Source organism: Brevundimonas sp. SH203, from assembly GCF_002157625.1.
In the GTDB taxonomy this organism is placed as follows: domain Bacteria; phylum Pseudomonadota; class Alphaproteobacteria; order Caulobacterales; family Caulobacteraceae; genus Brevundimonas.
Map to the genome: position 1 here is coordinate 97,984 of NZ_BDMM01000005.1, position 18,762 is coordinate 116,745.

General features: G+C 69.0%; 17 protein-coding genes and 1 riboswitch. Of the genes, 7 read left to right on the forward strand and 10 right to left on the reverse strand.

Annotated features, from left to right (window positions below):
• Positions 1-8: 8 nt before the first annotated feature.
• Together SH203_RS11645 and SH203_RS11650 are read left to right on the forward strand one after the other, a co-directional pair.
• The gene (locus SH203_RS11645; protein ID WP_234989486.1) at positions 9-566 is read left to right on the forward strand and encodes a TadE/TadG family type IV pilus assembly protein; all 558 of its coding nucleotides are present in this window, start codon (positions 9-11) and stop codon (positions 564-566) included.
• A complete protein-coding gene (locus SH203_RS11650; RefSeq protein ID WP_087121108.1) occupies positions 563-1,093 on the forward strand; it encodes a TadE/TadG family type IV pilus assembly protein in 531 nt (176 codons plus the stop codon). Before SH203_RS11645 ends, SH203_RS11650 begins: the two co-directional genes overlap by 4 nt.
• 9 nt (positions 1,094-1,102) lie before the next feature.
• Here the strand turns inward: SH203_RS11650 and SH203_RS11655 are convergent, their stop codons facing one another.
• The 7 genes from SH203_RS11655 to SH203_RS11685 form a co-directional block, all read right to left on the reverse strand.
• On the reverse strand, positions 1,103-2,416 hold the full coding sequence (locus tag SH203_RS11655) for an anthranilate synthase component I family protein (RefSeq protein WP_087121109.1): 1,314 nt from the start codon (positions 2,414-2,416) through the stop codon (positions 1,103-1,105).
• On the reverse strand, positions 2,413-3,192 hold the full coding sequence (locus SH203_RS11660; RefSeq protein WP_087121110.1) for a tyrosine-protein phosphatase: 780 nt from the start codon (positions 3,190-3,192) through the stop codon (positions 2,413-2,415). Before SH203_RS11660 ends, SH203_RS11655 begins: the two co-directional genes overlap by 4 nt.
• 21 nt (positions 3,193-3,213) lie before the next feature.
• The gene (locus SH203_RS11665) at positions 3,214-3,516 is read right to left on the reverse strand and encodes a transcriptional regulator (RefSeq protein WP_087121111.1); all 303 of its coding nucleotides are present in this window, start codon (positions 3,514-3,516) and stop codon (positions 3,214-3,216) included.
• Positions 3,517-3,518: 2 nt separating this feature from the next.
• Positions 3,519-4,142: a hypothetical protein gene (locus tag SH203_RS11670; protein ID WP_234989487.1), complete on the reverse strand. Its 624-nt coding sequence runs from the start codon at positions 4,140-4,142 to the stop codon at positions 3,519-3,521.
• Between the two features lie 139 nt (positions 4,143-4,281).
• The gene (locus SH203_RS11675) at positions 4,282-4,464 is read right to left on the reverse strand and encodes a DUF1328 domain-containing protein (protein WP_087121113.1); all 183 of its coding nucleotides are present in this window, start codon (positions 4,462-4,464) and stop codon (positions 4,282-4,284) included.
• A 116-nt stretch (positions 4,465-4,580) separates the two neighbouring features.
• Complete coding sequence (locus SH203_RS11680; protein WP_087121114.1) at positions 4,581-4,991, reverse strand: hypothetical protein; 411 nt, start codon at positions 4,989-4,991, stop codon at positions 4,581-4,583.
• Positions 4,991-5,335, reverse strand: a complete 345-nt coding sequence (locus tag SH203_RS11685; RefSeq protein WP_087121115.1) for a YqjD family protein — start codon at positions 5,333-5,335, stop codon at positions 4,991-4,993. The genes SH203_RS11680 and SH203_RS11685 overlap by 1 nt, the downstream gene beginning before the upstream one ends.
• A 136-nt stretch (positions 5,336-5,471) precedes the next feature.
• Between SH203_RS11685 and SH203_RS11690 the strand changes: the two genes are divergently transcribed.
• The 3 genes from SH203_RS11690 to SH203_RS11700 all read left to right on the forward strand — a co-directional run bounded on the left by SH203_RS11690 (position 5,472) and on the right by SH203_RS11700 (position 7,776).
• Positions 5,472-6,140 (forward strand): fumarylacetoacetate hydrolase family protein, encoded by a 669-nt coding sequence (locus SH203_RS11690; RefSeq protein WP_087121116.1) that lies wholly within the window; start codon positions 5,472-5,474, stop codon positions 6,138-6,140.
• Entirely contained in the window at positions 6,137-6,772 is a 636-nt protein-coding gene (gene maiA / locus SH203_RS11695) for a maleylacetoacetate isomerase (protein WP_087121117.1), read from the forward strand. Before SH203_RS11690 ends, maiA begins: the two co-directional genes overlap by 4 nt.
• 83 nt (positions 6,773-6,855) lie before the next feature.
• A complete protein-coding gene (locus SH203_RS11700) occupies positions 6,856-7,776 on the forward strand; it encodes an aldo/keto reductase (protein WP_087121118.1) in 921 nt (306 codons plus the stop codon).
• Here SH203_RS11700 and SH203_RS11705 read toward each other — a convergent pair.
• Positions 7,760-9,598 (reverse strand): TonB-dependent siderophore receptor, encoded by a 1,839-nt coding sequence (locus SH203_RS11705; protein ID WP_087121119.1) that lies wholly within the window; start codon positions 9,596-9,598, stop codon positions 7,760-7,762. The two genes, SH203_RS11700 and SH203_RS11705, sit on opposite strands and share 17 nt — an antisense overlap.
• Positions 9,599-9,768: 170 nt before the next feature.
• Positions 9,769-9,911, reverse strand: a riboswitch (cobalamin riboswitch).
• Positions 9,912-10,008: 97 nt separating this feature from the next.
• Between SH203_RS11705 and mutS the strand changes: the two genes are divergently transcribed.
• Complete coding sequence (gene mutS, locus SH203_RS11710; RefSeq protein WP_087121120.1) at positions 10,009-12,690, forward strand: DNA mismatch repair protein MutS; 2,682 nt, start codon at positions 10,009-10,011, stop codon at positions 12,688-12,690.
• Between the two features lie 254 nt (positions 12,691-12,944).
• On the opposite strand, the gene lpdA is transcribed toward mutS, so the two are convergent.
• A complete protein-coding gene (gene lpdA, locus SH203_RS11715) occupies positions 12,945-14,351 on the reverse strand; it encodes a dihydrolipoyl dehydrogenase (RefSeq protein WP_087121121.1) in 1,407 nt (468 codons plus the stop codon).
• Positions 14,352-14,532: 181 nt separating this feature from the next.
• Positions 14,533-17,409: a TonB-dependent receptor gene (locus SH203_RS11720; protein WP_087121122.1), complete on the reverse strand. Its 2,877-nt coding sequence runs from the start codon at positions 17,407-17,409 to the stop codon at positions 14,533-14,535.
• Positions 17,410-17,652: 243 nt separating this feature from the next.
• Between SH203_RS11720 and SH203_RS11725 the strand changes: the two genes are divergently transcribed.
• The gene (locus SH203_RS11725; protein ID WP_087121123.1) at positions 17,653-18,753 is read left to right on the forward strand and encodes a phytase; all 1,101 of its coding nucleotides are present in this window, start codon (positions 17,653-17,655) and stop codon (positions 18,751-18,753) included.
• Positions 18,754-18,762: the final 9 nt, after the last annotated feature.

Below are 18,762 nucleotides of genomic sequence, written 5' to 3' on the forward strand. Positions count from 1 at the left end.
GTTCGACCGTGATCGCGCCTTCCCTATTGGCGGCCTGGATGCGGCGCGCGCGACGACGTCAGGGGCGCGACGGCGTCGCGGCGATCGAATTCGCCATGGTCTCGATTCCCTTCTTCCTGATGATCTTCTCGATCCTGGAGTTGGGCATGGTCTTCGTCCTGGACTCCATGCTGGAGACGGCGACGATGCAGGCTGGGCGTCTGGTGCGCACCGGACAGGCCGAACAGCAGAAGATGACCGCCGCCGGCTTCAAGACCCAGCTGTGCAACCGGATGGTGCTGTTCAAGAGCGACTGCGCCAACCGCGCCACCGTCGACGTGCGCGTCATCCCCCAGTTCGCCACGCCCGACCCGGCCGATCCCATCACCAACGGCCAGATCGACCCGACCAAGACGATCTTCGACGGCGGTAATCCGGGCGATCTGATCCTGGTGCGGGTCTGGTACGTCCACCCGCTGGTCACGCCCTTTTTGAACCAGGCCACGTCGCGCGTCGGGACGGGCAAGGTTCTTTTGCAGGCCGCGACCGCCTTCCGCAACGAGCCCTGGACCAAGTCCCTGTCATGAGGCGCCTTCGCACCCTGGCGCGGGACACGCGCGGCGTCGCCGCGGTGGAGTTCGCCTTCCTCGCCCCCATACTGATCCTGTTCTACTTCGGCATGGTGGAGTTCTGTCAGGGCTATATGGCGCTGAAGCGCACCGGCCATGTGGCCTCGATGGTCGCCGACCTGACGTCCCAGAACGACAAGGTGACGAAGGCGCAGCTGGACGACATCTTCGCCATCGGCGACCAGATCATAAAGCCGTTCTCCAAGACGCCCCTGACCCAGCGGGTCAGCAGCATCACCCGCGTCAACGCCACGACCTACAGGGTCGACTGGAGCGTGGGACGCGGCATGTCGACCAAACTGACCGTCGCCGACGCCAAGATTCCGTCGGACATGCTGGCGGTGAATGAGTCCGTGATCGTGGCCGAGGCCAACTACGACTATTCGTCGCCGTTCGACCTGGTCGCCCCCTATGTCACCCGGTTCGAGCGGGTGGCCTATCTGCGGCCGCGCACGGCCGACGTCATCGCCTGCACCAACTGCTGATCCGCGCGCTCAGCGGCCGATCAGGGCCTCGCGCATCGCCGAGATCTTGACGTCGGTTTCGGCCTCCTCGCCGGCCGGATCGCTGTCGGCGACGATGCCGGCGCCGGCCAGGGTGCGATAGCGCCAGACCCCGTCCTTCCGCTCGAACCCCGCCGTGCGGATCAGGACCGAGGCGGTCAGGTCGCCCCCCTCCCCGATCAGGAACAGCGATCCGCACCAGGGACCGCGCGGCGGTTCGTGGGCGGCGATCACCTTCATGGCCTGATGTTTGGGGGCGCCGGTGATCGAGCCGGGCGGAAAGCTCGCCTCCATCAGCTCGGCTGGCCCCACGCCCGTCCGCGCCGTCGCCGTCACGGTCGAGACCAGATGATGCACGGTCGGATGCCGCTCGACCGCAAACAGACGCTCCACCCGCACCGATCCGGGTTCGGACGCGCGCGCAAGATCGTTTCGCATCAGGTCCACGATCATCAGGTTCTCGGCCCGGTCCTTGGCGCTGGCCACAAGGTCGTCGGCCAGGGCGGCGTCGCGCGCCGGATCGGCGTCGCGGGGCCGTGTGCCCTTGATCGGTCGGGCCTCGATCCGGCGCGCGACGCTGTCGAAGCTCAGGAACAGTTCGGGCGAGTTGGACACCAGCGCCCGGTCCCCGATCCGCCAATAGGCGCCGAAAAGCGAGGCCCGGTCCTGCTGCAGACGCAGGAAGACGTCGAACGGATCGGCCTCGGGCCTCAACCGGCCCGACCAGCCGCGCGCCACATTGGCCTGAAACAACTCCCCCGCCGCAATCCGGCCCACCACGTCCGCCACCGCCGCGCGATAGGCCGCCGCATCGGCCTCGGCCTGGAAGGTTTCGGCCGGCGGGGCGGGCGTATCGAGGGGACGGGCCGTCGCCAGCCAGCCCAGGGCGCGATCCGCCTCTGCCTTAGCCTCCGCAGCCGTCGCCCCTCGCCCGGTCGCCAGAACCCGACGCGCCCGATGGTCGAAGCTCAGCATGGCCGGATAGCGGGCCAGCATCAGGTCCGGCCAGACCGTCTCGCGCCGCCCCGTCGCCGCCCGCGCCCCGGCGTCATAGGCGGCCAAACCCACCGTCCCGGCCCCGAACACAGGGTCGCGCAGGGCGTCGAACATCGCCGCCTCTTCGACCGGCCCGATCTGGACTCGATCCGGCCCGGCCGCGACATGGGACCAGCCTTCCCCTGACCCGCCGCCCGACAGCAGGGCCAGCAGTCCGTCGCCGTCGCCCGCCGCCAGCCCCGCCGCCACCGTGACAGGCTCGACCCAGGCGGCGTCACGCACGACGCGGCGGATCAGCACATCGCTCACGCCGACAGCCGGGCCACGATCCGATCACGCCGGTCATCGTCGACCCCGAGGGCGTCGCGCAGATAGGCGTCGACCGAGCCGTGCCGCGCCTCGACCTCGGACAGGGCGGCCTCCAGATAGGCGGCTTCGACCCCCAGAAAAGCCGTGACCGCATCGTCGGCGGCGACGCGGCCGGTCATCTTCTGAAGCTGGCGCGCGATCGACGGCGCCCGCCCCGCCAGATCCACCGCCGTATTGGTCAACAGATAGTCCTCGACCATGTCGTCGCGCGACACCCCCAGCAGATGGTGGGTCAGGGCGGCCAGGAACCCCGTCCGGTCCTTGCCCGCCGCGCAGTGGATCAGGACGGGCCGATCCTGCTCGGCCAAGGCCTGGAAGTAGCGGCCGAAGACGTCCCTGTGCGCCGCGTCGAACGGCAGGCGACGATAGGTGTCCTGCATGAACCGCCGCCCCGAATCCGGCGTCAGGTCCTGGGTCTTCAGAAAGGTGATGTGCGGCGCCTCGACCCCGTCGTCGACCCCGCCCTCGATCACTTGGCCGGACCAGCCGTCGGGCCGACGCGAGGGCTGGTCGCGGCGCTCGCCGGGCCGGCGCAGATCGACCACCGCGCCGAGGTCCAGCGCCCCCACACGAGACAGGTCCGCCTCGCTGGCCCGCGCATGGTGGGCCGAGCGGAACAGTCGGCCGGGCCGCACCCGACGCCCCGCCGTCGTGGCGTAGTCGCCATAGTCGCGAAAGTTGTCGATGGCCTCGAAGGCGTGAAGGCGGTCGCTCATGCGCCGCCTTCTAGCCTGTTTTCATCGCGTGGGCAGCAGGTCCGCCATCGCATCCAGATAGGCCAAGAAGGCGGTGCGCCCCGCTTCGGTCAGGCGGGCCTCCGTCAGGGGTTTTCGGCCGCGAAAGCTCTTGGTCACGGCGACGAAACCCGCCTCTTCCAGCTTGCGCAGATGGACCGACAGATTGCCGTCCGTCGTTTGCAATCGCGCCTTCAGCGTGGAGAAGTCCGCCGTGTCGGCGCCCGACAGAAAGGCCATGATCCCCAGACGGATGCGGCCGTGAATGACGTCGTCGATGCGGCCGATGTCGAAGTCGTCGGCCATGCTCAGACGATCTCCGCCGGTTCCTGGCGCATGAGGATGAGGCCGGGAACCAGGGCGATGGCGAACAGGACGGCGGCGTACACCGGATAGATCAACGGGCTGCCGACGAACCAGGCCACGGCCACGGCGCCGACATAGGCGGCGAGCGCCGTCATCGACATCCACCGCGTCCGCGTCATCGCCGCCCCGATCATCCAGGCCGAGCCATAGGCGACCAGCACCGCCGTCGGCATCACCGACATCCACGACCAGTTCCCGGTCTTGAACGACAGGGCGACCATGGCCAGCCAGGTGACGAAGATGCCGTAGCCGACCGCTTCCCAGGCTGCGCCGACCGCCTTGTTGCCCGCCGACCGCACACCGGGCTTGGTCTTGATGCGGCCGATCAGGATGGTCAGGGCGATGGCGAACACCGCGCCCGCGACGAGCCAGATCCAGAGCTGGGACCAGGGATTCAGCCGCAGCACGCCCGATTGAATGGCCCAGTGGATCAGGCTGGTCGAGCCGAAGACGAGGCCCGCCGTGACCAGGATCGGTCCCGCCAGCAGCGGCGCATGACGCCCCTCGTGCGCGAGGCCGCGCAGATAGGCGATGTCGTCCTGAATGGCCTGGGTGTCGCGGGTCATGGCGTCTCCTTCTCGAAACCGATGACCGACCATCAGCCATAAACTTTATGATGTAAAGTTCTTTTTGATTCCCAACCTCAGGCATGAAAAAAGGGCGGAACCTCTTGGCTCCGCCCTTCGATCCTTGAGGGTTCGCGCCCTATAGTCGGGGCGTCCCGCCGCGTCCGCGAAGTCCGCCGGCCACCAGGGCGATGACGAACAGAATGATCGCGACGACCGCGACGAATTTGGCGATCTCGAACGAGAAGTTCGCGATGCCGCCGAAGCCCAGAACGGCCGCGACCAAGGCCACGACCAGGAAGATAATCGCCCAGCGCATCATGGGGTTGGCTCTCCTGCGTTGATGTTTCCTCCGGCGACCCCAAGCCGTTCCTGGGCCGTTCGTCGGTACGCTGGATCAACGCCGCCGCGTCTGGGCCGTTCCCTGTTCGGTAAAGATCAGCGACGGCGGCGACGCGAATAGCCGCCCTGGTCCATCTTGCGATCGGCGACCATGCTGGCGACGATGGCGGCGAGCGCAGGGTTCCGCAGCAGCAGGAAGGCGGCCCCCAGACCGCCCACGGCGCCGACGATGGGCCGTTCGCGGACCAGATGAATCACCTTGCCCAGCAGGCCGGACGATTCCTCCTCGTCATCCTCCTCTTCGTCCGCGCCGCTGCGCAGGAAGACCAGGATCACGATCAGGGCGACCACGGCGAACAGGCCGAAGGTGACGGCGGCGGCGCCCAGCGGCGTCAGCTTCAGGCTGAGCGCATAGAAGATCGACAGCCCCAGGAAGATGACGGCCAGAAAGGCGCTGGCCGCGACCACGGCGGTCGCGACCAGCTTTTTGACGAGGCCCTTGAACATCAGCGGCGACGACCGGCCAGCAGCATCCCAAGGATGACGCCGACGCCCAGCGCCACGGCGGTCGATTGCAGCGGACGCTCCTGCACCCGCTCGACCACATAGCGTTGCGCCTCGTCCAGGCGCTCGGCGGCGTCGTCGTAATATTCACGACCGCGCGTGCGGGCGGTGTCGTAATAGCCGCGCGCCTGTTCGCGCACTTCCTCGCTCTTGGCGCGCAGCTTGGCCTCGGCCTCGGCCGCCTTTTCGCGCAGGCGCTGGGTTTCCTCGCGGGCGCCGGTCTTCAGATCCTCCTTGAGGGTCTTCAGGTCGGCCTTGATGTCTTCTCGGGCCTTGGTGGTGGCCATGATGCGCGCTCCAGTGAAAGCTTGGCGGTAGAATAGAGAACCCCGTATGGCAACGCCACTCCCCGCGCGAGGTTCCAGCCGCGCGCCGCCTCCCAGGCCCTCGTCAGGCCCCGCACGGCGCATTAAGAACGACGCCATGACCCAATGGCTGTTCCCGCCCCGCCCCGCGCCCTCCCTGCCCATCGTGGGCCGGGACCAGCGTTTCCCCGTGCGCCGCATCCTGTGCGTCGGCCAGAACTACGCCGCCCATGCGCGCGAGATGGGATCGGACCCGGACAAGCAGACGCCCTTCTTCTTCTCCAAGCCCGGCGACGCCCTGGTGTCGGACGGGGCGAACCCGGCCTATCCGTCGGCGACAGAAAACCTGCATTACGAGGCCGAACTGGTCGCCGCGCTGGGACCGGACGGGAAGGGCGGGGTCGCCATCGTCGGCTGGGCGGTCGGCTGCGACCTGACCCGCCGCGACCTGCAGGCCGAGGCCAAGAAGGCCGGCCGTCCCTGGGACGCCGCCAAGGGCTTCGACCAGTCGGCGCCGTGCGGCCCCGTCACCCTGGGCGCCCTGCCCGACCCCGCCGGCGCCATCCGCCTGACCGTCAATGGCGAGACCCTTCAGGACGGTCTGCTGGACGACATGATCCTGAACCCCGAGCGCATCGTCCAGGCGGCCGGCGCCCTGTGGTCGCTCCAGCCCGGCGACCTGATCTTCACCGGCACCCCGTCCGGCGTCGGCCCCGTCCGGCCCGGCGACCGCGTGGTCGTGACCATCGCCGGCCTGGAGACGCTCCGCTTCGAGGTCCAGCCATGATCCTGCACGGCTATTGGCGCTCGGGCGCCAGCTACCGCGTCCGCATCGCCCTGAACCTGAAGGGTCTGGACTACGACACCGCCGCCCACGACCTGCGAAAGGGCGAGCAGAAGACGGCCGACTATGTGGCGCTGAACCCCCAGGGCATGGTCCCTGCGCTTCAGGACGGCGATCTGGTCGTGACCCAGAGCCCGGCCATTCTGGAATGGCTGGAGGAGACGCATCCCGAACCGGCCCTGTTGCCCCGGGCGGCGAACGATCGGGCAATGGTGCGCGCCATGGCCGCCCTGATCGGCTGCGACATCCATCCGTTGAACAATCTGCGCGTCCTGAAGGCGATCCGTTCGACCTTCGGCGCCGATCAGGCCGGCGTGGACGCCTGGGCCGCCGGCTGGATCGCGCCCGGCTTCGACGCCCTGGAGGCCCTGATCGCCCGCCACGGCGCGGGCTGGAGCTTCGGCGACGCGCCGACGCTGGCCGACTGTTATCTGATTCCCCAGATGTATTCGGCCCGGCGGTTCGACATGGACCTGTCGCCCTGGCCCCGTCTGCTGGAGGTCGAGAAGACCGCCCTGGCCCACCCCGCCTTCGCCTCGGCCCACCCGGATCGACAGCCCGACGCCGACGCCTGATCGCGCATATCAGCGGTGGATAAGTAGGGTTCGCTTAAGGTCTCGCTCAGCGTCCCTTAAGCATTGCGCGTCAAAGTGGGGCCGTGTCGTATTCCCCCGCCACACCTTCGGCGTCGTCGCCCATCCATCGCCTGGCCCTGGCCGTGGTGACGGCGCCCGAACGCGCGCCCGGCGCCTTCATGAGCGCCCCGTCCGGCGCGCGCGAGGACGCGATGCGTTTCCTGCTGCAGACCGGGGCGGATGCGGGCGTGAAACTGATCGCCACCCGGCCCGACGGCGACGGCGAACGGCTGCTGGGCCAGGCCTGGCCCTTCCCCTCGCCCTTCCAGGTCACGGTGCGCACCGTGGCGCTCAGCGAGGGTCTGGACCGGGTCGAGGCCCGCGCCCGTCGCTCGCTGGAGCGGATGGGTCTGCCGCGCGGCGACGTGCTTCTGATCTCCAACGCCGCCGATCTGGCCGGCGCCGAAGGCCGCGCCCTGTGGGATCGCGCCCGCAGCCTGAAGGAGCGCGGCCTGTTCCGCCGTATCGGCTTCTGCGCCGCGATCGAGGACGGTCCCGCCCTTCTGGCCCGCCGTCTGGAGGCCGACGTGGTTCAGGTGCCGTGCAGCCTGCTGGATCAGCGCGCGGCCCAGGACGGCGTCCTGGAAGCCATCGCCGAAACCGGCGCGACCGTGCATCTGTCGTCAGTCTTCGCCGACGGTCTTCTGTTCGCCGGCGGCGAGGATCTGCCGCCCGAACTGGCCAGCCACGCCCAGGCCCTGTCGCGCACCCGCAGACGTCTGGCCGAGCAACGCTGCGACCCCATGCAGGCCGCCCTGGCCTACGCCCTGTCGCTGAAGGGGGTGGACAAGGTCGTGGCCAGCGTCGCCTCCGCCGCCGAACTGCGCGCCATTTTAGCCGCCGCCCACGCCCCCTGCCCCAATCTGGACTGGTCGGCCCTGGCGCTGGCGGCGCCGGCGGCCTTCGCCGCCGACGCCCGCGCCCGGATCAGTAGCGCAGCCTGATCCCGACATAGCCGGAGCGGCCCGGCTCGCCGTAGCCGAACACCTGCTGATAGTGTTCGTCGGCCAGGTTCTCGATCCGCGCCGTCAGCGTGACCTGATCGGTCAGTTGATAGGCCGCGTTCAGGTTCGCCGTGACGAAGCCCTTGCGCACCACGGTCGAGAAGCCGCCCGAGTCGTCCTGATCGCCCTCGGCCCGCACTGTCAGCGCGCCCGATACCCGGTCGCCCGTCCAGCCCAGGGTCGCCGAACCCGCATGTTCCGGCACGCGCAGCAGGCGGGCGCCCGTCGTGCGGTCCTTGGCGTCGGTCCAGGCATAGGCCAGCGTCAGGTCGAACCCGCCGCCCAGCAGGGCGCGGCCTTCCAGTTCGAACCCGTCCGACCGGGTCTTGGCCACATTGATGTATCGCCCGGCCGAATAGGTGATCTGATCCTCGACGTTCAGGCGATACAGCGTCGCCCGCCCGTCGAACCGGCCGTCGGCCGAGGCCCAGCCCAGGGCGACCTCGACGCTGTCGGCCGTTTCCGGCTTCAGCGCGGGCCAGGGCTTGGGCGCATAGCAATAGTCGCAGACAGCCTGGCTGACGGTCGGCGCCTTGAAGCCCGTGCCATAGGCGCCCGACAGGACGAAGCCGCCCGCCAGGTCATAGGCCGCCGACACCCGCCCCGTCGTCTTGGAGCCGAAGTCGTCGGTGTTGTCGTAACGCAGGCCGCCGCTCAGATTCAGGGCGCCGACGTCGTAATGGGCCACGCCGAAGACCGAGGTGATCGATAGGTCGCGCGACAGGCCCGACGACAGATGGGCCGAGGCCTCGTTGCGCTCGACGCCGAAGGCGTAGGCCACGTCCTGGGCCTTGCCGTCCGCCTGCCAGCGGTAGGCCTGACGGTCGCCGCTGAAGGTCGAGCCGAAGCCGCCGCTGTAGGAGGTGCGGTCCAGATCGGACGCCGAGACGCTGAACTGATGGTTCAGGCCGAACGCCTGGGCCGTCACCCGGCCATAGCCGGACCACTGCTCGCTGTTCTGGGTGTCGCTGGTGTCGGCCAGGGCGTAGGTCGGCGCCGGGAAGCCGTCGATGTCAGCCTTGGATTTGTTCCAGCGCACGGCGCCGTCTACCTTGACCGCATCGGACAGAGCGTAACGGCCCTTGGCGCCCAGGGTGGTGCTGCGGAAGCCGTCGGCCTCGGGATTGCCATTGGCCTTGTCCGCCGCCGAAATGCCGTCCGTGTCGAAGCGCGAAACATAGGCGCTGAAGGCGTAGGTGTCGTTGGCGACGCCCGCCGACACCCTGCCGCGCACGGTCGAGAAGCTGCCGGCCTCGGCCTCGGCGCGCACGCCGTCGATCTCCCGGGTCGTGAAGGCGATGACGCCGCCGATGGCGTCGGAGCCCCACAGCGACGACTGCGGGCCGCTGATGACTTCGATACGCTCGATGTCCGCCAGTTCGAAGGTGGAGAAGTCATAGGCGCCGTTCGGTTCGGCCGCGTCGTTGACCGGCGCGCCGTCGACCAGAACCAGGGTCTTGCCCGGCCCCGCGCCGCGCATCCGCACCTGGGCGACGCCGCCGAACGCGCCGGTGCGCGTCACCGACAGACCGGGCACGTCGGCCAGGATGTCGGCGGCGAAGATCGCGCCGCGCTGTTCGATGGTCTTGCCGTCGATGACGCGGGCGCCGGGCGTGTCGGCGACGATGGCCGGCAGGCGGGTGGCGGTGACGACGACTTCATCCAGCTGGGTCGCGTCGCCAGAGTCGGCGGGAGCGGCGAAGGCGGGCGCGGCGAAGGCGGCGGCGATAGACGCCGTCGAAAGAAGAATGGAACGCTTCATTTGAGCGAGATCCCCGTTTCCGGTCCCGCGAATGCGCGCGAGAGACCGTCATGAGCGAACCGACCCGCCGGACCTCAAGGGTCCGGGCGGCGCAAGGTCGGGTCGCTGCGACGAGAAGAGTCCCCGCGCCCCTGCCTGGTCCCGGACAGCGACGAGCGACGTGGGCGGCCAGGTCTCCTGGCTTGCGGGTCGTAAACCGCCGTCCTCGCCTTCCCAGTCACCCAGTGGCGCCGAGGTCGTCTGACCCCGGACGGACGACGCTCTCGCCGCCTACAGTTGCGGGCACAGCCACGGCGTCACACCGTGTTCCCTAAACCGCCTGACGCGGCCTATCGCAGGGCCGACAAGCCTGTGCAAGAGCCGGTCAACGGCCTTGAGCCGCCGGGCGCGATCCGTCACCCTGTCGCCACATGAACGCGCCCGTCTCCCATCCCCCCGAAATCGCCGCCTCGCTGGAGGGCGCGACGCCGTTCATGGCGCAGTATCTGACGGCCAAGGCGGGTCAGCCGGACGCCATCCTGTTCTTCCGCATGGGCGATTTCTACGAGCTGTTCTTCAAGGACGCCGAGGTCGCGGCGGCGGCGCTGGGCATCACCCTGACCAAGCGCGGCAAGCATCAGGGCGAGGACATTCCCATGGCCGGCGTGCCGGTCCATGCGATGGAGGGCTATCTGGCCCGGCTGATCCGCATGGGTCACAAGGTCGCCATCTGCGAACAGCTGGAAGACCCCGCCGAGGCCAAGAAGCGCGGCGGCAAGGCCGTGGTCCATCGCGGCGTCGTGCGGGTCGTCACCCCCGGCACCCTGACCGAGGACAGTCTGCTGGACGCGCGCGGCGCCAACCGGCTGGCGGCGGTCGCGGTCAGAAAGGGCCGGGCGGCCGTCGCCGTGGTCGAACTGTCCTCCGGCGCCGTCGACAGCGTGGCCTGCGCCATCGAGGATCTGGGTGCGGCGCTGGCCGCCTTCCGCCCGTCCGAAGTCCTCGTCACCGATCGGATGTATTCGGACGAGACGACGCGCGACGCCCTGGACGGCTCGGGCGGGGTGGTCCAGGCCCTGGCCTCGGCCATCGCCGAACCCCAGGCCGCGCGCACGCGGGTCGAGCGGCTGTATGGCGTGGCGGCCCTGGACGGTTTCGGCGCCTTCGAGGAGGCCGAGGTCTCCGCGCTCGGTCTGATCGCCGCCTATCTGGAGACGACCCAGGCGGGCAAGGTTCCGGCGCTCGCCCCGCCCCGTCGCCTGGGCGACAGCGGTTTCATGGCCATCGACCCGGCGACCCGCGCCAGTCTGGAGATCGACCGCACCCAGCGCGGCGAGCGCGAGGGCTCGCTGCTCGCCTGCATCGACCGCACCGTCACCTCGGGCGGGGCGCGGGCGCTGGCCGAACGCATCGCCCGCCCCCTGCGCGATCCCTTGGCCATCAACGAGCAGCTGGACGCCGTCGAATGGATGCTGGAGCGCCGCGATCTGCGCCGCGACCTGCGCGACGGGCTGAAGGCGTCGTCGGACGTGGCCCGCGCCGTCGGGCGGCTGGCGCTGGGACGCGGCGGCCCGCGCGACCTCGCCGCCGTCCGCATCGGCCTGTCGATCGCGGAAGCCATCGCCGGTCTGTTCATCGGTCAGGTCGATCCCCTGACCGGCCAGCCCCGCCGCATCGCCCTGGCGCTGGACCGGCTGACCCTGTCGGCGGATCTGTCGCGGCTGAAGGCCGATCTGATCGACGGTCTGGTGGACGAGCCGTCGCATCTGGCCCGCGACGGCGGTTTCGTGCGCCCCGACTATCGCCCCGAACTGGACGCCGCCCGCACCCTGCGCGACGACAGCCGCCGCGTGGTCGCCGATCTGGAGGCCCGCGCCGTCGCCGAATCCGACGTGCCGTTCAAGGTCAAGCACAACGCCGTCCTGGGCTATTTCCTCGAAACCTCGGCCAAGGCGGCGGAAGGGCTGCTGCGCGCTGGTCCCGACAGCCCCTTCATCCACCGCCAGACCCTGGCCAGCCAGGTCCGCTTCACCACCGTCGAACTGTCCGAACTGGACGCCAAGATCAGCCAGGCCGGCCACCGCGCCTTGGCCATCGAGGCCGAGACCTTCGAGACCTGGCGGCGCGAGGTCGCAGCCCTGGCCCAGCCACTTCAGGCCGTCGCCGAGGCCCTGGCCGAACTGGACGCCCACGCCGCCCTGGCCGAATGGGCGCAGGAGGTCGGCGCCGTCCGCCCCGCCGTGGACGACACCCTGACCTTCTGCGTCGAGGCCGGTCGCCACCCGGTGGTCGAGGCGGCGGTCAAGGCGGCGGGCGATCCCTACACCCCCAACAACGCCCGGCTGGATGGATCGGGCCAGGACGGATCGCGTCTGGCCATCGTCACCGGGCCGAACATGGCCGGTAAGTCGACCTTCCTGCGCCAGAACGCGCTTCTGGTGATCCTGGCGCAGGCAGGCGCCTTCGTGCCCGCCCGGTCGATGCGTCTGGGCGTCGTGGACCGGCTGTTCAGCCGCGTCGGCGCCGGCGACGATCTGGCACGTGGCCGCTCCACCTTCATGATGGAGATGGTCGAGACCGCCGCCATCCTGACCCAGGCCACGCCGCGCAGCTTCGTCGTGCTGGACGAGATCGGGCGCGGCACCGCCACCTATGACGGCTTGGCCATCGCCTGGGCCACGGCCGAGGCCCTGCACGAGACCAACCGCGCCCGCACCCTGTTCGCCACCCACTATCACGAACTGGCCCAGCTGGAGACGCGGCTGGACCACGTCTGCAACCTGTCGATGGTGGCCAGGGAGTGGAACGGCGATCTGGTCTTCCTGCACGAGGCGGCGCCCGGCGCGGCCGATCGTTCATACGGCGTGCAGGTCGCCAAGCTGGCGGGCGTGCCTGCGTCGGTCGTCGCCCGCGCCCGTTCGGTGCTGGAGCGTCTGGAGGGCGAAAAGGCCGCCGCCGCCCGTCTGGACGACCTGCCCCTGTTCGCCGTCGCCGAGCCTGATCCGTTCCGCGGCCCCTCGGCCGTAGAGACGGCGCTGAAGGACATCGACCCCGACAGCCTCAGCCCGCGCGAGGCGCTGGAGGCGCTCTATCGGCTGAAGGGGCTGGCTTAGGTCGGGTTCGTCACGACGAACACGGCGAGGTCACGACGGGCACGACGGAGCCTCGCGTCGGCTTTCGAAGAACCGGAATGATTTCAGTGAGGGAATGAGCGGACCTGCGGTCCGCTCTTCTATTTAGCGCCGATGTGAAACGGCAAGCTTCGCCCTTGCATCACACGCGGTCCCGTCGTGACCTCGTCGTGCCCGTTGTGAAGAACCACAACCCGCCGCCCCTCCCCCGCCGAAACAGGGGAGGACCGTTAAGATCAGGCCTGCATCATCCAGCCTTCGACATCCATGGCCGCCTGACGGACGGCTTCCGAACGGGTCGGGTGGGCGTGGCAGGTGCGGGCGATGTCTTCCGAGGCGCCGCCGAAGCTCATGGTAATGGCGGCCTCGTGGATCATCTCGCCGGCCTGCGGGCCCATGATATGGACGCCCAGCACCTTGTCGGTGGCGGCGTCGGCCAGAACCTTCACGAAACCGTCGGTCTCGTGGTTGATCTTGGCGCGGCTGTTGGCGGCGAAGGGGAATTTGCCCTTCTTGTAGGCGACGCCGGCGGCCTTCAGCTGGTCTTCGGTCTGACCGACCCAGGCCACTTCGGGGAAGGTGTAAACGACGCTGGGGACCAGGGCGTAGTCGACGTGGCCGTATTTGCCGGCGATGGTGTCGATCACGGCGACCGCATCCTCTTCGGCCTTGTGCGCCAGCATCGGGCCGTGGGTCACGTCGCCGATCACCCAGACACCGTCCGCGACCTTGAAGTGGTCATGGTCGATGAAGCCGCGCTTGTCGGGCGTGACGCCCACGCTCTCCAGACCCAGGCCGTCCGTATAGGGACGACGGCCGATGGCGACCAGGACCACATCGCCCTTGATGGTTTCGGCCGCGCCGCCGGCCGACGGTTCGACCGTCAGCTCCACCCCGTCCTTGCCCGACTTGGCGGCCGTGACCTTGGCGCCCAGTTTGAAGGTCATCCCCTGTTTGGCCAGGGTGCGCTGGAAGGCGGTGGCGACCTCGGTGTCCATGCCGGGGGTGATCCGGTCCAGGAACTCCACCACCGTCACCTCGGCGCCCAGACGGCGCCAGACCGAGCCCAGTTCCAGGCCGATGATGCCGGCGCCGACGACGATCAGCTTCTTGGGCACGGCCGGCAGCGACAGGGCGCCGGTGGAATCGATCACCTTGCCGTCCTCGAAGGCGACGCCCGGCAGCGGGGTCGGCTCCGAGCCGGTGGCGATCACGATGTTTTTGGCGTCCAGCGTCTGGACCGCGCCGTCGGCGCCGGTGACTTCGACCTTGCCCTTGGCTGTGATCTTGCCCTTGCCCTTGATCCACTCGACCTTGTTCTTCTTGAACAGGAATTCGATGCCCTTGGTCAGGGCCAGGACGCTGTCGTCCTTGGCCTTGTGCATCTGGGGCAGGTTCAGCTTGGGCGAGACCTCGATGCCGATCTTGGCGAACTCGCCGTTGGCGGCGTCCCACAGCTCCGAGGCGTGCAGCAGGGCCTTGGACGGCATGCAGCCGACGTTCAGGCAGGTGCCGCCCAGGGTCGAACGCATCTCCACGCAGGCGACCTTCAGGCCCAGCTGGCCGGCGCGGATCGCGGCGTTATAGCCGCCCGGCCCTCCGCCGATGATGACGACGTCGTAGGCGGCGGTGGCTTCGGCCATGGTATCCTCTGGGTCTTCTGGCGCGCGGTAAAAGGCGCGCGGACACTAGCGATGGACCCGCGTGGGTCAACCGCTGCACGCCATATGGGGCCGGGTTTCGACCATTTGCAGAGGCTCCGACGACGAAAAAGGGGCCAGGCGTCGCCGCCCGGCCCCTTTCCGATCGCATCGCCCGGCGCGCCTACAGCTTGAAGCGCACGCCCACGAAGACGTTGTAGCCGAACTTCTCGTACTCGTAGGTCCGCTCCTTGACGCCGTAGTAGCGCACGCCCGCGCTGTCGGTCAGGTTCTTGGCCTCGCCGAACAGCTCCACCCCGTTGCCGAAGTCGTAGCTGGCGGTCACGTCCAGTTGCCCTCGCCCCTCGACCCACAGGTCCAGACCCGGCGTCGTGGCGTTGATGGCTTCGAGGAAGTCGCTGCGGTGGGTGTAGGACACCCGCGCGCTGAACCCGTACCGCTCGTAGAACAGGGCGGCGTTATAGGTCTCGTCCGACTGGCCCGGCAGGGTGAACGTATCGCGTCCGGCGAAGGCGCGGCTGGTTTTGATCTTGGCGTCCGTCAATGTGTAGTTGGCGAAGACGCCGAAGCCCGAAGCCCAGCCCGGCAGGAAGTCGAACGTCTGCTGCCAGTTGAACTCGATCCCGGCCAAATGCCCGTCGCGCGCATTGCGGGCCTCCGTCACCTGGGCGACCGTCGTGGTCGGGGTCACATAGGGCACGCCGTCCGTGACCAGGGTGAAGCGATAGTTCGACAGGTCCTTGTAGAAGGCGTTGGCCGAAATCACGCCCAGCGGACGCAGATAGTATTCCAGGCCCAGGTCGATGTTGTTGGACAGGGCCGGCTTCAGGTCCGGGTTGCCCCGGCTGACCGTCGTGCGGCCGCCGTCCGTCGTCTCCAGAACGCGCGGCACGATGTCGGCGTAGTCGGGCCGCGAGATGGCCCGCGTCAGGGCGAACCGGCCGATCAGATGATCGCTGAAGCTGTGGCGCAGCGTCAGATTGGGGAAGAAGTCCGTCTGGTCGCGCTTGACCGAAACCGGCGTCAGGACGTTCGCGGCGCTGACGCTGGTCGCCCCGCCCTCGAAGTCGGTCTTCTCGACGCGCAGCCCGACCAGCACATTGGTCGCGCCCACATCGAACCGCGCCTGGCCATAGCCCGCCAGGATGTCTTCGTTGGCGGTGTAGTCGGCGGTGATCGACTGCGGCGTGCGGCGCGACGCCGCCGTGGTCGAGGTGTCGCGGATGCCGTTCAGATAGTCCGCAGCCAGGCCGTGATCGAATTTCACGCCCAGATCATAATCATAGTTGCGCGAGGGCCGGTCGCTGAGCAGGCCGGCCAGGGCGCCGGGGTTCACCGGGGCCGTCTTGGTGCGGTCGCGATAGCGTTCCTCGTCCGCCGACACGTCGCGGGTCGAATATTTGGCGCCGAACTTCAGCGTCACGTCCCGTCCGGCGATCACCGTCGGCAGTTCGTAGTTCGTCCTGAACGACACGTCTTCCTGGGTGGTGTCGTTGGTGCGGAACGAGTTCTCGCGGAAGGTGAAGTTGGACGGCGTCGAATAGTAGGTCGAGGCGAATCCCGAATAGGTCGGCGCATAGTGGTCGGTGGTGTCGTAGCTGATCGTCTGACCCGCGTTGGAGCGATAGACGACCTCGTCACGGTGGGGATAGGTCTGTTCGCTGCAGGCCCAGGCCAGGGTCGCGTCCCAGACCGCGCCATTGCCGAAGGTGTATTCCCCACCCGTGTTCAGGGTGGCGATCTTGTTGTCCTGCTGGCGGTGACGCAGGGCCTTGTAGATCGACGCGCCGTCATAGGTCGCGGCCTGATCCGTCACCGCGCCCACGGCGGCGCCGTCCGAATAGGTGAAGCGCAGGGTGTCGCGATATTCGTCGTCGTTGAACTCGGCGAACGATCCCCGGACCCAGGCCCGCAGCGCGTCGCGGGGCCGCCATTCCAGGGCGCCGGTGACGGCCGTGCGGGTGCGTTTCGTCTCGTAGTCCTTGAACAGGGCTTCATCGAGGACATAGTGGTTGTAGGCGGGGTTGGCCTTGGCCTTGGAGCCGCTGCCGATCGTCTGCCGGTCGTCGAAGATCCACGCATTCTCGACATTGTCCGGCCGGCGATTGGTCTCCGAATAGCTGAGCGACAGCAGGGCGCCGAAGGTCTGGTCGGGGCCGAAGACGTTGGACGCCGTGGCGCCCGCCCGGGTGTCCGAACCGCCGTAATCGTTGTAGCTGCCGCCGGCGTAGCCGCTGAGGGCCAGACGGCGCTTGTCGAAGGGCGAGCGGGTCTTGATGTCCACGGCGCCGGCGATGGAGTCCGCGTCCTGGCTGGGGCGCAGGGTCTTGGACACCTCGACGGTGGAGACGATGTCCGAGGGCAGGGTGTCCAGATCGACTGCGCGGGTCGAGGGCGACACCGCCGGAATGGCCACCCCGTCCACCGAGACGGCGGTGAAGTTCGACGGTGCGCCGCGCACGTTGATATAGCGGCCCTCGCCCTGGTCGCGCTGGATGGCGATGCCCTGAACCCGCTGCAGGCTTTCGGCCACGTTCGGGTCGGGATAGCGGCCGATGGCGTCGGCCGACAGGACGTTAACCGTGCCCTCGGCGTTCTTCTGCTGGTTCAGCGAGCGGGCCACGCCGTCGGTGATGACGCCGGTCACGATCACGTCCGCCACGTCGGTCGTCGAGGCCGCGCCCAGGACGATGGCCACGTTGGCGTCCTCGCCCGGCGTGGTCACGACCGTCTGGCTGGCCGAGGGCAGGCCCAGATAGCGCACGTCCAGAACCATCTGGCCCGCCGCGGTCGGCAGGGTGAACTCGCCCTGGGTGTTGGTCACGACCCGCTGGCCCGAACCGCGCACCACGACCTCGGCCCCCGGCAGGGGCGCGCCGGCGCCGTTGGTCACGCGACCATAGATCACGTCTCCGGCGAGGGCCGAGACGGCTGCGGCGTCGGCCGTTTCGGCGTGCGCGACGGCGGCCATCGGCGCCAGGATCATCGGCGCCATCAGCACGGGCTTGAGGGCGGCGCTCATCAGCAGGTTCAGTTTCATCTCATGTCCCCTTCGGTCCGCGACATTTCGCTTCGGCCGATGGGGGCGGCGCTTAACCTTTGGCGGCGACGCGGAAACGACGGTTTCACGACGCGCGTTTCGCGGTTTTCCGACACGGGCGCGACGATTGATCCCGTGACGGATCATCGGTCATCGAACCGACGCCGAACCGTCACGCCGCCGCCGTTGACCGGGACGCCGTCCTGGCGAAAGGACGCCCTTTCGCCGTTACGGAGCCTGCCCATGCGTCGCCCCCGCCTTCGTCCGCCCGTCGCCTGCGCCCTGTTGTCGTTGTTGGCCGGTTGCGCCGCCCACGAGGTCGATTTCCAGGGCGAGGGCGCCGGTCTCGTCGGCCCCGGCGCGCCCGTCCACGCCGTTCTGGAAACCCCGCCCGTCGGCGCCCCCGGCCAGGACGCCGCCGACGATCCCGCCGTCTGGGCCGGCGCGGCGCCCGTCAGGGTGATGGGTCAGGCCACGCCCGGCTTCGTCGCCGGCACCGACAAGAAGTCGGGCCTTTACATCTATGGCTTCGACGGCCGGATTCTTCAGTTCCTGCCCGAGGGCCTGCTGAACAACGTCGATGTGGTCGAGGGCCTGTCGATCGACGGCCGCCCGCAGGTGGTGCTGGGCGCCAGCGACCGCACGCCGGGCAAGACCGGCATCTCCCTCTACACCTTCGACCCGGCCGGGACCGGCCAGAACGCCGTGCGCTATTGGGGTCATGTCGCGACCGACGTGGTCGAACCCTACGGCTTCTGCTTCGCGCGTCGCGGCGCCGAGGTCCACGCCATTCTGGTGGGGCACGAGGGCGAACTGCGTCAGTTCGTCCTGGGCGTGGACGCCGCCGGCAAGCCCGCCGCCCGCCTGGTCCGCACCGCCGAGATCGGCTCTATCTCCGAAGGCTGCGCCGCCGACGAGGCGACCGACGCCCTCTATGTCAACGAGGAGAACGTCGGCCTGTGGCGCTATGGCCTGGACCCGGCGTCCGGCGCCACCCGCACCCTGATCCAGCCCATCGCCAGGGATGTCCTGGTCGCCGACGCCGAGGGCCTGACCACCATAACCGACGCCTCGGGCCGCTATCTGATCGCCTCCAGCCAGGGCGATTCCACCTTCCCCGTCTGGCGCATCGACGGCGCGACGCCCGAGTACAAGGGCCGGTTCAAGGTCGTGGACGGCGCGGTCGACGGCGTCACCGGCACGGACGGTTTGGCGGCCGCCAGCGGCCCGGTCGGCCCCTTCCCCGAAGGCCTCGTGGTCATTCAGGACGACGTCAACGACGGCGGCGCCCAGAACTTCAAATACGTCGATTGGCGCGACATCCGCCGGGCGCTGGGGCTGTAACGCCGCCAC

Excerpts from the sequence above, each read along its gene's own strand:
- SH203_RS11650 (WP_087121108.1), top strand. The coding sequence starts at position 563 with ATGAGGCGCCTTCGCACCCTGGCGCGGGACACGCGCGGCGTCGCCGCG.
- SH203_RS11660 (WP_087121110.1), bottom strand. The coding sequence starts at position 3,192 with ATGAGCGACCGCCTTCACGCCTTCGAGGCCATCGACAACTTTCGCGAC.
- SH203_RS11665 (WP_087121111.1), bottom strand. The coding sequence starts at position 3,516 with ATGGCCGACGACTTCGACATCGGCCGCATCGACGACGTCATTCACGGC.
- SH203_RS11670 (WP_234989487.1), bottom strand. The coding sequence starts at position 4,142 with ATGACCCGCGACACCCAGGCCATTCAGGACGACATCGCCTATCTGCGC.
- SH203_RS11675 (WP_087121113.1), bottom strand. The coding sequence starts at position 4,464 with ATGATGCGCTGGGCGATTATCTTCCTGGTCGTGGCCTTGGTCGCGGCC.
- SH203_RS11680 (WP_087121114.1), bottom strand. The coding sequence starts at position 4,991 with ATGTTCAAGGGCCTCGTCAAAAAGCTGGTCGCGACCGCCGTGGTCGCG.
- SH203_RS11685 (WP_087121115.1), bottom strand. The coding sequence starts at position 5,335 with ATGGCCACCACCAAGGCCCGAGAAGACATCAAGGCCGACCTGAAGACC.
- SH203_RS11690 (WP_087121116.1), top strand. The coding sequence starts at position 5,472 with ATGACCCAATGGCTGTTCCCGCCCCGCCCCGCGCCCTCCCTGCCCATC.
- maiA (WP_087121117.1), top strand. The coding sequence starts at position 6,137 with ATGATCCTGCACGGCTATTGGCGCTCGGGCGCCAGCTACCGCGTCCGC.
- SH203_RS11705 (WP_087121119.1), bottom strand. The coding sequence starts at position 9,598 with ATGAAGCGTTCCATTCTTCTTTCGACGGCGTCTATCGCCGCCGCCTTC.
- mutS (WP_087121120.1), top strand. The coding sequence starts at position 10,009 with ATGAACGCGCCCGTCTCCCATCCCCCCGAAATCGCCGCCTCGCTGGAG.
- lpdA (WP_087121121.1), bottom strand. The coding sequence starts at position 14,351 with ATGGCCGAAGCCACCGCCGCCTACGACGTCGTCATCATCGGCGGAGGG.
- SH203_RS11720 (WP_087121122.1), bottom strand. The coding sequence starts at position 17,409 with ATGAAACTGAACCTGCTGATGAGCGCCGCCCTCAAGCCCGTGCTGATG.
- SH203_RS11725 (WP_087121123.1), top strand. The coding sequence starts at position 17,653 with ATGCGTCGCCCCCGCCTTCGTCCGCCCGTCGCCTGCGCCCTGTTGTCG.